The 15,000-nt window shown below is 28.9% G+C and carries 14 protein-coding genes and 1 riboswitch; of the genes, 11 read left to right on the top strand and 3 right to left on the bottom strand.

Annotated features, from left to right (window positions below; translation table 11 throughout):
* Positions 1-40 precede the first annotated feature (40 nt).
* Complete coding sequence (gene clpP / locus IC758_RS17635; RefSeq protein ID WP_227435751.1) at positions 41-625, top strand: ATP-dependent Clp endopeptidase proteolytic subunit ClpP; 585 nt, start codon at positions 41-43, stop codon at positions 623-625.
* A gap of 18 nt (positions 626-643) precedes the next feature.
* Positions 644-1,894: an ATP-dependent Clp protease ATP-binding subunit ClpX gene (gene clpX, locus IC758_RS17630; RefSeq protein WP_227435752.1), complete on the top strand. Its 1,251-nt coding sequence runs from the start codon at positions 644-646 to the stop codon at positions 1,892-1,894.
* Between the two features lie 60 nt (positions 1,895-1,954).
* Here clpX and IC758_RS17625 read toward each other — a convergent pair whose 3' ends face one another.
* The gene (locus IC758_RS17625; RefSeq protein ID WP_227435754.1) at positions 1,955-2,485 is read right to left on the bottom strand and encodes a chromate transporter; all 531 of its coding nucleotides are present in this window, start codon (positions 2,483-2,485) and stop codon (positions 1,955-1,957) included.
* The gene (locus IC758_RS17620; protein WP_227435756.1) at positions 2,473-2,985 is read right to left on the bottom strand and encodes a chromate transporter; all 513 of its coding nucleotides are present in this window, start codon (positions 2,983-2,985) and stop codon (positions 2,473-2,475) included. Before IC758_RS17620 ends, IC758_RS17625 begins: the two co-directional genes overlap by 13 nt.
* A 171-nt stretch (positions 2,986-3,156) precedes the next feature.
* On the opposite strand from IC758_RS17620, the gene lon reads away from it, so the two are divergent.
* Positions 3,157-5,520: an endopeptidase La gene (gene lon / locus IC758_RS17615; protein WP_227435758.1), complete on the top strand. Its 2,364-nt coding sequence runs from the start codon at positions 3,157-3,159 to the stop codon at positions 5,518-5,520.
* Positions 5,510-6,121, top strand: a complete 612-nt coding sequence (gene yihA, locus IC758_RS17610; RefSeq protein ID WP_227435760.1) for a ribosome biogenesis GTP-binding protein YihA/YsxC — start codon at positions 5,510-5,512, stop codon at positions 6,119-6,121. Before lon ends, yihA begins: the two co-directional genes overlap by 11 nt.
* Before the next feature lie 196 nt (positions 6,122-6,317).
* Here yihA and IC758_RS17605 read toward each other — a convergent pair whose 3' ends face one another.
* Entirely contained in the window at positions 6,318-7,688 is a 1,371-nt protein-coding gene (locus tag IC758_RS17605; RefSeq protein ID WP_227860645.1) for an MFS transporter, read from the bottom strand.
* A 186-nt stretch (positions 7,689-7,874) separates the two neighbouring features.
* Positions 7,875-7,990: riboswitch (FMN riboswitch) on the bottom strand.
* Positions 7,991-8,266: 276 nt separating this feature from the next.
* Between IC758_RS17605 and IC758_RS17600 the strand changes: the two genes are divergently transcribed.
* The 7 genes from IC758_RS17600 to IC758_RS17570 all read left to right on the top strand — a co-directional run bounded on the left by IC758_RS17600 (position 8,267) and on the right by IC758_RS17570 (position 14,930).
* Positions 8,267-9,346, top strand: a complete 1,080-nt coding sequence (locus IC758_RS17600) for an ATP-binding protein (RefSeq protein ID WP_227481844.1) — start codon at positions 8,267-8,269, stop codon at positions 9,344-9,346.
* A 169-nt stretch (positions 9,347-9,515) separates the two neighbouring features.
* Positions 9,516-10,403: an AraC family transcriptional regulator gene (locus IC758_RS17595; protein ID WP_227481845.1), complete on the top strand. Its 888-nt coding sequence runs from the start codon at positions 9,516-9,518 to the stop codon at positions 10,401-10,403.
* Positions 10,400-10,816, top strand: a complete 417-nt coding sequence (locus tag IC758_RS17590; protein ID WP_227860644.1) for an SRPBCC family protein — start codon at positions 10,400-10,402, stop codon at positions 10,814-10,816. Before IC758_RS17595 ends, IC758_RS17590 begins: the two co-directional genes overlap by 4 nt.
* 421 nt (positions 10,817-11,237) lie before the next feature.
* On the top strand, positions 11,238-11,918 hold the full coding sequence (locus IC758_RS17585) for a DUF881 domain-containing protein (RefSeq protein WP_227836297.1): 681 nt from the start codon (positions 11,238-11,240) through the stop codon (positions 11,916-11,918).
* A 28-nt stretch (positions 11,919-11,946) separates the two neighbouring features.
* Complete coding sequence (locus IC758_RS17580) at positions 11,947-13,290, top strand: GspE/PulE family protein (protein WP_227860643.1); 1,344 nt, start codon at positions 11,947-11,949, stop codon at positions 13,288-13,290.
* A 151-nt stretch (positions 13,291-13,441) separates the two neighbouring features.
* A complete protein-coding gene (locus IC758_RS17575; protein ID WP_227831915.1) occupies positions 13,442-14,527 on the top strand; it encodes a type II secretion system F family protein in 1,086 nt (361 codons plus the stop codon).
* 52 nt (positions 14,528-14,579) lie between these two features.
* Positions 14,580-14,930: a type II secretion system protein gene (locus IC758_RS17570; RefSeq protein ID WP_227435800.1), complete on the top strand. Its 351-nt coding sequence runs from the start codon at positions 14,580-14,582 to the stop codon at positions 14,928-14,930.
* Positions 14,931-15,000 lie beyond the last annotated feature (70 nt).

Genomic DNA, 15,000 nt, shown 5'->3' with positions numbered 1-15,000 from the left:
AGCTACTGTAAATTATATAGAATAAAGGGGGTATGAAACCATGGCATTAGTACCTGTAGTTGTTGAACAAACAGGAAGAGGAGAAAGATCTTATGACATCTTCTCTAGACTATTAAAGGACAGAATAATCTTCTTAGGAGATCAAGTTAATGATGCCACAGCAGGGCTTATAGTAGCACAGCTATTATTCTTAGAAGCTGAAGACCCAGACAAAGATATACATTTATATATAAATTCTCCAGGAGGAAGTATAACTTCTGGAATGGCTATATATGATACTATGCAATACATCAAACCAGATGTAAGTACTATATGTATAGGTATGGCTGCTTCTATGGGAGCATTCTTGTTGGCAGCAGGAGCAAAAGGAAAAAGACTAGCACTACCAAATAGTGAGATAATGATACATCAACCACTAGGTGGAGCTCAAGGTCAAGCAACAGATATAGAAATTCACGCAAAGAGAATTTTAAAAATAAAAGAAACTTTAAATGAAATATTATCTGAAAGAACTGGTCAGCCATTAGAGAAAATCAAAATGGATACTGAACGTGATAACTTCATGAGTGCATCAGAAGCTAAGGAATATGGCTTAATAGATGAAGTATTTACAAAGAGACCGTAGATAGAGAGAGGTGTTAATATGTCTAAATACGAAGAGAAACGACAATTAAAGTGTTCATTCTGCGGTAAAAATCAAGATCAAGTAAGAAGATTAATTGCAGGTCCAAATGTATACATTTGTGATGAGTGTGTTGAACTTTGTGACGAAATTATTCAAGAAGAAATAGAAGATACTATAGATGAAGATACTACATCTTTACCAAAACCAAAAGAAATGATGAATATCTTAAATGATTATGTAATAGGTCAAGAAAAAGCTAAAAAAGCTTTATCAGTTGCAGTTTACAATCATTACAAGAGAATATATAGTAAAAAGTCTAGTAGCAAGGATATAGAAATCCAAAAGAGTAATATACTTTTATTAGGGCCTACAGGTTCTGGTAAGACATTATTAGCACAGACTTTAGCTAGAACTTTAAATGTACCTTTTGCAATGGCAGATGCTACATCACTAACTGAGGCTGGATATGTTGGAGAAGATGTTGAAAATATACTTTTAAAACTTATTCAAGCTGCTGATTTTGATATAGAAAAAGCTGAAAGAGGTATAATATATATAGATGAGATAGATAAGATTGCAAGAAAATCTGAAAATCCATCTATAACTAGAGATGTTAGTGGAGAGGGTGTTCAACAAGCTCTTTTAAAAATATTAGAAGGTACTGTTGCAAATGTCCCACCACAAGGAGGAAGAAAACATCCTCATCAAGAATTTTTAAAGATAGATACTACAAATGTATTATTTATATTAGGTGGAGCTTTTGATGGGCTAGAAAAGATAATCCAAAAACGTGGTGGAGATAAGACACTAGGATTTGGAGCTAAGATAGAAAGTAAAAAAGAATTAGATTTAGGGAAGTTATATGAAAAAGTACTTCCAGAGGATTTATTAAAGTATGGTATAATACCTGAATTTATAGGAAGAATACCAGTTTTAGCTACTTTAGAATTGCTGGATGAAGATGCACTAATGCAAATACTACAACAACCTAAAAATGCTCTAGTAAAACAATATAAGAAATTATTAGAGTTAGATGATGTTGAACTAGAATTTGAAGATGATGCTCTTCGTGCAATAGCTAAAAAGGCTATAGAAAGAAATACAGGAGCTAGAGGACTTAGAAGTATAGTTGAAAGTGTAATGATGGAAACTATGTTTGAAGTACCATCTAGAGATAATATAAAGAAGGTTATAGTAACAGAGAAATCTGTGAACGAAGACTCAGTAAATCCTATCATAGTACTTAAGGATCAAGAGGAAAGTGCATAAGATGATGAAAAGGAGCTTTAAAAGGCTCCTTTTTTTATGCTAATATGAAATTAGGTATTATTATGATAAAAATGTGAGTAGAATACCTATAATACCAAAGACGAATACAATTGCAATAGAGCCAATTTTTCCCTTATATAGAAGATAGAATGATGCTGCAAATGCGATTATTCCATATAAGTCCCAATTAACTTCTTTTGCAGATGAAAAAGCGGCTGACAGTATAAAACCTAGAGTAATTGGTCTAAGTACCATTAATAAATTCTCTACCTTTTTATTATTTTTGAACTTAGCAAATAACTTTGATATAATGGTTAAACCTACTAATGCAAATACTGTAACACCGATAGTTGCAGATAAAGAACCAAAAAAACCAGCAGTCTTAAATCCAACAAATGTAGCACTATTTATTGCTACAGGACCTGGCGTAGATTGTGATATAGCAAGTAAATCTAAGAACTCTTGATTAGTTATAAGGTGGTATTTAGATATAAATTCTTGTTGAATAAATGGTAGCATAGCATAACCACCACCAAAACTAAAGGCTCCTATTTTAAGGAATATTAAGAAGAGTAGTGTTATTTCTGACATAGACTATATACACCTCCTCCAATTATTAAATAAATAGGACTTATATTGAATACACCAACAGATAAAACTGCTATAATTAATAGTAGTATGTTAGTTTTAGACTTTGGCAGTTTCTTAAACATGCTTGTAAAAGAATACAATATAAGAGCTATTACTACAGGCGCAACTCCTTTAAAAAATCCATCTAGAATTTTAGATGAGGAATTTTTAAAGTATAAATATGACAATACTAAGACTATACAAAATGACGGTAGAGCAGAGCCTAGGGTACATATAAGAACTCCTGGTATACCATAAAGCTTATATCCTAATAATACAGATATATTAATTGCTAGTACTCCAGGATAACTTTGAGCTATGGATAGATAATCGATAAATTCTTCCTGCTCTAAAAGTTTTTGTTTGTTTACAAGTTCATCTTGTATAAGAGGAACCATAGCGTATCCACCACCAAATGTAAACGCACCAATTTTTAAAAAGGTTAAAAACAATTTCAACATAATAGAAACCTCCAAATGATAAATAACATCTAAGTATACTAACATTAATATTATATCATAATAAAATAATAATATAATATGCCAAGAAGTTATTGTTAATGTTGAAAATTAACATGTGCAAATATATAATATAAAATGCAAAATAATTAAACTAGAAAAGGAGTAATGTTGATGGAACAAAATTATACTAAAATAGATCATGAATTACCATTAATCCCTTTGAGGGGATTAGCAATATTTCCATATATGATATTAAATTTTGATATAGGAAGAGAAATATCTCTTAAAGCTTTAGACCAAGCTATGATGGATGAAGAACTTATATTTTTAACATCTCAAAAAGAAGCAGATGTTGATGAACCAGGTGAAGAGGATTTTTATCATGTAGGAACAATTTGTAAAGTTAAACAAATGATAAAATTACCAGGAGATACAGTTCGCGTTTTGGTTGAGGGTGTATCAAGAGGTAGAGTTAAAAAAATAGAGCAAGAAGAAGGATACTTTAGAGCAGTAATAGAAGAAATTGTTTTTGATAGTGATAATTTAGATAGTGAAACAGAAGTTGAAATTGAAGCATTTGTAAGAAATGTATTTGATGCTTTTGAAGAGTATATAAATATTGGAAATAGAGTATCACCAGAAATATTGATATCTTTAGCTGATATAGAAGATGTAGATAGATTTATAGATACAATAGCTGCAAATATTTATCTAAAATCAAGTCAGAAACAAGAAATATTAGAAGAATTTGATATTAAGAAAAGACTTGAACTTATATATTCTATATTACTAGAAGAGATAGATATATTAAAAATAGAAAAAAAGATAACTTTAAGAGTTAAAAAACAAATGAATAAAGTTCAAAAAGAATACTATCTTAGAGAGCAATTAAAAGCTATACAAAAGGAATTAGGTGAGGAAGAAGATATAAATTCTGAAGCAGATGAGTATAGAGAAAAGCTTAAAAAAATAAAAGCACCTAAAACTACTAAAGAGAAAATAGAAAAAGAAATTGATAAATTTTCAAAGATATCTTCAATGTCTCCAGATGTATCTGTAAGTAGAAATTATTTGGATACTATATTCTCATTACCATGGAATAAAGAAACAAAGGATAAACTAGATATAGTTAAAGCACAAGCTATACTAGATGAGGACCATTACGGGCTGGAGAAGGTTAAAGAAAGAATATTAGAGTATTTAGCCATAAGAACTCTTGCTAAATCACTTAAAGGTCCTATAATATGTCTAGTTGGACCTCCAGGGACAGGGAAAACATCTATAGTCAAATCAATAGCAAGAGCATTAAATAGAAAATTTGTAAGAATATCTTTAGGTGGCGTTAGAGATGAAGCCGAAATAAGAGGACACAGAAGGACTTATGTAGGTTCTATTCCAGGAAGAATAATTAATGGAGTCAAAGAAGCTCAGACTAAAAATCCTGTGTTTTTATTTGATGAGATAGATAAAATGGCAGCAGATTATAAAGGTGACCCAGCTTCAGCTATGCTGGAAGTATTGGACCCAGAGCAAAATAAGGATTTTGTGGACCACTATTTAGAAATACCTTTTGATTTATCAAAGATACTATTTGTTACAACAGCAAACAGTTTAAGCAATATTCCAAGACCATTATTGGATAGAATGGAAGTAATAGAAGTATCTGGATATATAGAAGAAGAAAAGTTAAATATAGCAAAACAATACTTACTTCCAAAACAAATTAAAGAGCATGCTTTAAAAGAGAATTTTGTAAAAATGGATGATGAAACTTTAAGAAGCATAATAAATCATTATACAAGAGAAGCTGGAGTAAGAACATTAGAAAGAACTATTGGTAAAGTTTGTAGAAAAATTGCCAAAAAATATGTTGAGGACCCAACACTTGAAGAAGTTGTTGTAAATAAGTCTGACTTAGAAAAATATCTTGGAAAAGATATGTTTAAATACCAACTTGCAGAGCTTAATCCTCAAATAGGGCTTGTAAATGGACTTGCATGGACAGCAGTTGGTGGAGTTACCCTTGAAGTAGAGGTAAATGTGCTTAAAGGAAAGGGTGAAATTGTATTAACTGGAAAACTAGGAGATGTTATGAAAGAATCTGCTAAGACAGGTATTTCTTATATAAGATCAATAGTGGACAAGTTTGATATAGACCCTGATTTTTATAAAACTAATGATATTCATATACACATCCCAGAAGGTGCTGTTCCAAAAGATGGACCATCAGCTGGTATAACTATGGCACTTGCAGTGATTTCAGCACTTACTAAGAGACCTGTACCAGGTAATATAGCTATGACAGGAGAAATAACTTTAAGAGGTAGAGTGTTAGCTGTAGGAGGAGTTAAGGAAAAACTATTAGCAGCTCATAGAGCTGGCATAACAAAAGTTCTAATTCCTAAAGAGTGTGAAGCTGATTTAGATGAGATACCAGAAAATGTAAAAGAAAAGATGGAGTTTGTACTTGTAGAGCATATGGATGAAGTATTAGAACAAGCTTTATTAAAGAGTGGTGAAAAAAATGAAAATTAGAAGTTCAGAGATAACTATGAGTGCTGTGAATAAATCACAGTATCCAGCAGAAGGTATCCCAGAGATAGCTCTGGCTGGTAGGTCAAATGTTGGAAAATCATCAATAATAAATACATTACTTAATAGAAGAAACTTTGCTAGAACTAGTCAAACACCAGGAAAAACTAGAACTATAAATTTTTATCTTATAAATAACGAATTTTATTTTGTAGACCTTCCAGGATATGGGTATGCTAAAATAGCCAAATCTGAAAAAGAAAAATGGGGAGGTATAATGGAACGATATCTAGAAAGTAGACAAGAATTATGTTCTATATTCCTACTTGTAGATATTAGACATGAACCTACAGCAGACGATAAACTTATGTACGAATGGATAAAACATTTTGGATATAACTGTGTAGTTATTGCAACTAAGGCAGACAAAATATCTAGAGGACAATATCAAAAGCATATAAGTATTATAAGAAAGAAATTGCAAATGGAGAGTAGTGAAAAAGTAATTCCTGTTTCTTCGCTAAAAAAGACTGGTGTTGAAGAACTTTGGGAAGAAATTGTAAGTCAATACAATCAACATGGATATGAAATAACAGTAGATTAATTTTAAGTGTTTATATATATTAAAATCAAATAAAGGATGCCTCAAAATGTTTTTAAGGGAAATTTTGTGGCATCCTTGTTGTTTATAAGCAATAAATATCGGTAATTATTGTTAGAAATTAATAAAATTAATAAAATTAGTGTAAATTAGTTTGTTTAAAGATTTACTGACTTATATAATTAGTAATGAATTTTGACTAAGAAGTAGATTTTTCTGTCTTTCTCATAAAGCAAACGGTAAGTATGAGTCCTATAAAGCATACTGATGCTGCAATCCAGTAAGATTGATTACTAGCCGCAACATAAGCTAGTGTATGACTTGTAGACTTTTGATGATATGTAAGTCTTTGTGCAAAGAAACTACTGAAAAAGGCTGTTCCAAGAGCAAATGACAAATTACGAACAGTTGCAAGAAAACTTCCCCCATATCCTTGTTTTTGAGGAGGAACGTCTGCCAAGATACTACTATTGTTTGGTGAACTAAAAGAACCTAATCCAAAGCCAAAAATAATTAAGCATAGAATCAAAAGATATAATGGAGAATCAGCTTTTAAAAGTGCCATTCCAACCAGAGCAATAGTCATAAATGAAAAAGATACAGTCAGAATATTTTTTGCACCATGTTTGTCAGAAAGAGAACCGGAAATAGGTGCTATAAGTACCATAATAAGTGGATGAACAGTCATGACAGAACCAGCCATCATAGGAGATAAATTTTTTAGTTGTTCTAGATAAAAAGGAAGTAGAAAAGATACTGCCATTTGAGGAAAATAACAAGCTATTCCAATAATATTGCCTATAGTGAAATTTCTATTTTTAAACAAAGGTAAATCAATAAAACTTTGTTCAAATTTTACTTCTCTTAATACCAACATAAAAAATGCTATAATTGCTACTATTCCTAGATACCATTTTGTATTTCCTTCTCCATTCATTGCAAGTAAGATAAGTGTGGTACAAGATGAAAATAATAGAAGTCCTGGAATATCGAAACTTTTGTTTTGTTCATCTAAAATAGGTTTTGGTAGAAATTTTATTCCAAGAAAGACTGCTATAATACCAATAGGTATATTGATTATGAAGATAGAAGGCCATCCAAAGTGTTCTAAAAGTATTCCACCAATTACAGGACCACTCATATTCCCTATACCAACTACTGCTCCAGTAATTCCTATAGCCTTTCCCTTCTCATTTGCTGGAAATGCATTAGAAACTATACCAAGTCCAGTTGCCATTAAAATACTTGCTCCAATTGCTTGAAATATTCTTGATAAAATCAATGTTGTTAGGTTATTAGATATACTACATAGAAAGGAACCTATTGTAAATACAAAAAATCCTAACGTATATAGATAATTTGAACCCACCTTATCGCCAAGTTTCCCAAAAAACAACATAGTAGCTGTTACAACCAACATATAAGCTGTAACTACCCATTGGATTTGCGACATATTAATTTTAAAGTCGGCAGCAATTGTAGGATTTGCGATATTTAGTATACTTCCATCAAGAGTAGACATAAATACACCAATACAGATGATAATTAATACTATCCATTTTTGTTTCACTGATAACACCCCAATCTTTTACATAGTAGATTTTGTTTTATAAGTACAGTATAGTTACAAAATAAACAACAAAAAAGCACCTATGTTTTAGGTACCTTAGAATATGTTTATTTTCATGAATAAATGCGGTAGTTGAAGGATTTGTATAGATTACTCATGTAAAATTACATAAAGGTACTCGTATACTATTTTCTTCTACCATCCAGATTTTACTGTCGGCTTTGGAATTTGACCAAATTCTGCCATAAGGCTCGCGGGCTTTTACCGCCGATAGGGAATTTCACCCATTTCTGAAGAAAAACAGATGTATTTTTTAATTTTATTTTAACATAAAATAACAATCGAGACAATTAGATTTAAGCAATACAGACAGCTACACCACAATATAGAAGGTTTTATTATACTTTTGGACAAAACCTAAATTAGAGTATAATAATAGATTGAAATTAAGTAAAATAAGTTATTGTCATTGCTGAATGATAAGTTTTATATTTAGTAAAAGCATAAAGCTGTAACAAAACTCGTATAATATTAATATCTTAATTAAGAGGTATGGTAAATTATGAGGAGGCGCTAATATGGAAGGAAAGATAAAAAAGGCATTTCCAGGTGGAAACACATCACAAGGCTCATATTCTTTTTTTGACTATATAATTCCGGAAAATGTAAAAAGAGTTTTTTGTTTAAAGGGTGGACCTGGAGTAGGAAAATCCTCACTAATGAAAAAAATTTATAAAGAGTTTTTGCATAGAGGATATGATATTGAATTATATCATTGCCCTTCTGACCCAAGTTCGTTGGATGGTGTAGTTATAAAGAAACTAGGCGTGGTACTTATGGATGCAACTGCTCCACATACTGTAGACCCTAAACTCCCAGGTGCTTTGGACGAGATAATTAATTTAGGAGATTACTGGAATACAGAGGAGTTAGAAAAAAATAGACAAGAAATTTCAAACTATGATAAAGATATTAGTAATGCTTTTAAAAGAGCATTTAAATTTTTAAAATCAGCAGAGCCAATTTTTAGAGATATCGAGGAAAAATATTCTGACTGTATGGACTATGGAAAAGTAAATTTAGTTACAGAAGAATTTATAAAAAGATTATTTGATGGAGTAGATAGTACAGGAAAGTTAAAGAAAGAAAAGCATTTATTTGGCTCAGGGATAACTCCTGTAGGATGCTTAGATTATACAGAACATATTTTAAAGGATGTAGGGAAGGTTTATTATTTATCAGGGGAAATAGGCTCTGGGAAAACTACACTTTTGAGTAAAGTGTACAAAAAAGCAATTGAGAAAGGTTTGAATGTAGAAGTTTATCACTATCCGCTTATTCCTGAAAAAATTGAAACTATATTATTAACTGATTTAGATATAGGAATAACTATAAGCAGTACTTTTAAAGATGAAGATACAATTGATTTGAATCAATTTTTAAATAGAGAAAAATTACTTAAATACGAAGAAGATATTAAATTTGATGAGAAAGTTTTAGATGACTTAATTTGTTGGTCAATTTTAAATCTTAAGAGAGCTAAATCAAAACATGATATTATAGAAAGTTACTATAGTCCGAATATGAGATTTGATGAAGTAGGAAAATTGAGAGATGAATTAGTTAAGAGAATCTCAAAATATGAGGAAAATATATAAAGTATGTCTGTTTAAAATTAATATTAACTAGTATATATAATCAACAGCAAACTGCTATGGCTTTGAAGCTATGGCAGTTTGCTGTTTTTTGCTATAATTTAAACAGATAAATCTTTGCACAAAAAGACAAGAAAATTTAGAAAATTTATTATAAAATATGGGGGTACATATGAAATGGCTAGATGGATTACAACAATCTATTGATTATATTGAAGAAAATATTTTAGAAAAGTTAGATTATGAATATTTAGCAAGGTATACAAATATGTCAGTGTTTTATTATCAACGAATGTTTAGTGTATTAGTAGGTATATCTGTTGGTGAATATATTAGGAATAGACGATTAACACTAGCTGGGCTTGAATTAACTACTTCAAATAGTAAAATCATAGACATAGCTTTTAAATATGGTTACGAAACAGCAGAAAGCTTTACTAAAGCCTTTGTTAGATTTCATGGAATAACGCCATCTATTGCTAGAAAAGGAAATTCAAGCCTAAAATCATTTAGCAAGATAACATTAAAAATATCTTTAGATGGAGGAAATATTTTAGATTACAAAATTGTCGATGAGGGAGAATTTTCAGTAATTGCTTTAAAAAAACAATTTTCGAAAGATGAAGATGTATTTAGAAAACAAATACCAAGGTTTTGGCAAGACTTGTTTAAGAGTAGTTTGTATAGAGAACTAATTTCTTATGTAAAAGAAAACACTATTACAAAAGGTGGGATTTTAGGAATAGATGAAATGGCAGTTTCACAAAACAAACAATTATTTAATTATTATGCAGCTGTTGAGACAGATGAAAAACCTAAAAATGATAAATTTACCTTATTTAAAATACCTTCTCATAAGTGGGCTATTTTTAAGTGTACAGGTGCCATGCCAAATTCTATTCAAAACTTATGGGTAAAAATATATAGTGAGTTTTTCCAATGCTCTAGCTATGAACCAGTTGCTGATTTCAATTTTGAACTTTACCTTGAAGGAGATAGTAATAAAGATGATTATGTTAGTGAAATTTGGGTTCCAATAAAAAATAGGAGGAGTTTATGAAAAAATGTAGAGTATCTGAGATAACAGCTTATTTTAATGCAGATGTGGAAACAGTTTGGAATATAGTTACAGACAATCGTGATTATAAATGGAGAAGTGATATAAGTAAAATTGAAGTATTCGATGATGGAAGTACTTTTATTGAGTACAATAAGGATGGAAACAGTACAAAATTTACTGTTACAGAAAAAACTAAAAATAAGCTTTATAAATTTAACATGGAAAATAAATTTTTCTATGGTAATTGGCAAGGTGAATTTTTTGAAGAGAATGAAAAAACTAAAATAGTGTTTATAGAAAATATATATGTTAAAAATCCTATTATAAAAGTTTTATCTTATCTCTTTATGAATTTAAAAAAAATACAAATACAATATGTTAAAGACTTAAAAAGAAAATTAAATGAGATGTAAAATATTAATACTTTGTATACATATAGATTTATTATAATTAAATTATATTGGAGAAATATTTTAATTTATAAATAAAAAGGAAATGAACTAGTAAAAACTCATTTCCTTTTTCTATTTTAGATTTTAATAGATTTATATTTACAATTACATTTTCTAAAGCATTAATTTTATTATATTTAAAAATTGGAAATAGAAAAAACTATTTTTAAGGCGACTTAAGTTATTTTTTTCTTCTACAGCAAAATCCAATGTACCCATATATTCGATGTTAGTAGGGTAGGGGCATAAGTATAATGTATGATATTATATACTAAAGATGAATTTTAACATATAACTTTGATATAATAAGCATATGTAAATGTTTAATATTTAATTAAAGAAAATTATCATATAAAAATAAATTTGTAAGGAGTAATACAGTATGAAAAAACAATATGTGTTTATAATACTAGCAAGTACTATTTTAGGTATGCTTGTTGGAACCATATTTAGAGATTATAGCAATGAAGAAACAGTTTATACAAGTAAGGATAAGTCAATAAGAAAAGAAATAAGAATAACAAGAAAATCTATAAAAGAATTGGCAAAAGAGAAAGACAAATTAGATAAAGAAATTAATTCAATGAAGAAAAATCAAAAGAATTCTAATGAAATCTCTAACATAGAAAGTCTTAGGGAGAGTCTTTCATATTCAGATGTAAATGGTAGCGGAATAGTATTAAGTATAGATGCCATAGATGAAAAAACAGGAAACATTGCCAATAGCATAGACTACAATAAAATCCTTGTGAAAGTCATAAATGAATTAAAAGCAAATGGAGGAAAATACATAGAAATAAATGGTCAAAGAATTAATCAGTACTCAGAAGTTGTACTTGCAGGTAGCCATATAAATATAAATGGAGTTCCAGTGGCACAACCCTATGAAATAAAATGTATTGGTGATAAAGATAAACTATCTAGTTACGTAGATAAAGGTAGTAAATATTTAGATAGTATACAAAGTACTTATCCAATGAAAGTTAGTATAAAAGCTGAAGAAAATATCTCTATGAAAAAACTGAAAATACCTAATAAATTAAAGTATATAAAGGGTGATTAAGATTATATTAGAGGAAAGCAGTTTACCAATGTTAATACCAGAAAAGCTCGCAAAAAAGTATAATGTATTTCCAGTAGAATTTCAAGATGATAATCTAGTAGTAGAAATAGAAGATGAAGATATATATGCACTACAAGACTTGAGATTAGCAACGGGGAAAGAAATTATATTAAAAAAAGAAAGAAGAGAACTTATAAGTGAGAAGATAGAAAAATATTACAATAATTTTGAACTTGATGAAAATTATGCAAAAAGATTATTTGAAAATCTTATAGAGAAAGCTATAAAAGAGAACGCAAGTGATATACATATAGAACCATTTAAAGAACATTTGATAGTTAGAATGAGAGTTGATGGAGAGTTAAAAGAAATATCAAAGTTTTTAATAGATGTTTATCCAGCATTAGCTACAGTTGTTAAATTAAAAGCTTCAATGGACATAACAGAAAAAAGACTTCCTCAAGATGGAAGAGTAGACATAAAATTAGATGATAGCTTAATTGACATTAGAGTTTCATCAATCCCAACTGTATATGGTGAAAAAATTGTTTTGAGAATACTTAATAGAGATACTTTTTTAAAAGATAAATCAGAACTTGGATTTTCAGAAGAAGCGATAAACTCTATAAATCGTATAATAAGTAAAAGAGCTGGAATATTATTAGTAACAGGGCCTACAGGGAGTGGAAAGACTACTACAGTATATTCCTTATTAAATGATTTAAGAGGGATAAACAAAAATATAATGACTATAGAAAATCCAGTAGAATACAAGATGGATGGAATAAGTCAAATACAAGTAAATTCAAAAGTAGGATTGAGTTTTGATGTAGGTCTTAAAGCTATATTAAGACAAGACCCAGATATAATAATGGTTGGAGAAATAAGAGATGCAGAAACAGCTAAGATAGCAGTAAGAGCCGCTATAACAGGCCATTTAGTTATAAGCACTTTGCATACTAATGATGCAGTATCTTCTATAGCTAGACTATTGGAAATGCAAATCCCACCATATCTTTTAAATGCATCTCTTATAGGTGTAATATCTCAAAAGCTAGTTAGAAAGGTTTGTAATCATTGTAGCCATGAGATTATGATAAAAGATGATTTTAGTGGGGATGTAAATACTAAAGTAGCTGTGGGCTGTGAAAAATGCAATGACAAAGGTTATTTTGGTAGAACAGCAATTTATGAAATTCTAGAAATCAATGATGATATAAAAACATGTATAAGGGATATGAAGGATTCTAGTATTGTTAAAGAAGTAGCACAAAAAAATGGAATGATAACATTTGAAGATAGCTGTCAAAGGCTAATAAATGAAAAAATAACAACATTAGAAGAATGTTTAGTAGTAAACGAAATAATTTAATTAAACAGTGTAATCAAACTTCATACAATCGATTTTAATAAAAATTCTCGATTGTAAATCGTATCTAGATAAAATAAAATTAACATATTAAATTAGAAAATATCGAGATTATTTAATTGTAATTAATATAATTTGGAAGGAATTATAATACATGAAATTATCTAAAAATATATTTTATAATTTAGACAAGATTCATTTACTCTTAAACAAGATTCGTGATAAAGAGCTTAGAATAATTTGCAAAGAAATAGGTATTTTACTAGAATCTGGATGTGAAATTACAAAGATATTTCAAGTTATTGAAGGACAATCTAGTAAAAAGGTAAAAAGTTTGTTTAATACAGTATCAAATCATATTCAAAATGGGAATTCCATAGCAGAATCATTTCAAATCACAGGAACATTTTCTAAATTTTTTATAAGTATGATAAAAGCGGGTGAAACCAGCGGAAACTTAGATATAATAATGAGCGATTTATCTAATTATTACGATAAAGAATATAAATTAAAAACAAAAATAATAACTATTTTAATCTATCCAATAATACTTATCATATTATCTGTAATATCAATAGTATTTATCTTTATATTTGTGATACCAAATTTTCAGGTGGTTTTTGCCAGTAATGGAATTGAACCACCTTTCATAACTAAGGTTTTAATAGGAATTTCTATAATAGTTACAAATCATCTAGGTTATTTAATATTTAGTCTTATATTGATTTCAATAGTAACTATTTATTTTTTTATAATGAATAATAAACTAAAGAAATTAATTAATTTATTTAAGTTCAAAATACCTTTTTTAAAAGGAGTTAATCAATTAATAGCTACAACTAGATTTTCAAGGGCATTATCTATTTTACTTAGTAGTGGGATACAAATAGTGGATGCAATAGAGATGTCAGCAAGTGTCATAGATAATGAATTCATTTATGAAAGACTAAAGATTTCTAATAATTATATAAAAAAAGGAAATAGTATAGGTAAGTCTTTGAATCTAGCAAATATATTTCCTAAGTTATTTGTTTCAATGGCAAATACAGGTGAAGAAAGTGGAAAACTCGATAAGAGTCTAGATGTAATAAACAGATTTTATGAAAATGAATTAAATAATAAAATAGAGCAGATAATGAAATTTGTAGAGCCTGTAATAATTGTATTCATGGGATTGATTGTTGGAGTTTTTGTTTTATCAATGGTTATTCCAATGTTTGATGCAATTACTAGTTTCTAATATAAAAATAAATTTTACTAAATAAAACTTTTAAAAAGGAGCGAAAATTTAATTGATAAATAAAAAACGAAAAGGATTTACACTTGTTGAGATGATTGTAGTAGTAACAATTTTAGGCGTTATATCTAGTATAGCATTAGTTAAATATGGTAAGGTCCAAGAAAGTGCTAAGATAAATGCTGATTATACAAACGCAGCTAATATAGTAACCGCAGCGAGTATGGCTATTAATGATGATGAAAATATAGTTGAATCTCTAAGTGTAGAATCACTTAAAGAAAAAGGTTATCTAAGTACAGTTCCAGTTCCTCAAAGTACATCAGGTAAGTTTGAACTTGTTATAAGTGATAATGGTACAGATATAAGTGTAAATGTAAACTCAAAACAATTTTATCCGAGATAATATTTGTTTTTATACGTTTTTAGTGTCAAATTATAAAGATATTTTTAGTATTAAATTATAATGAATTGTA

Source organism: Clostridioides sp. ES-W-0016-02, from assembly GCF_020641035.1.
Classification (GTDB): Bacteria; Bacillota; Clostridia; order Peptostreptococcales; family Peptostreptococcaceae; genus Clostridioides.
This window is presented reverse-complemented; position numbering and strand designations above follow the sequence as displayed.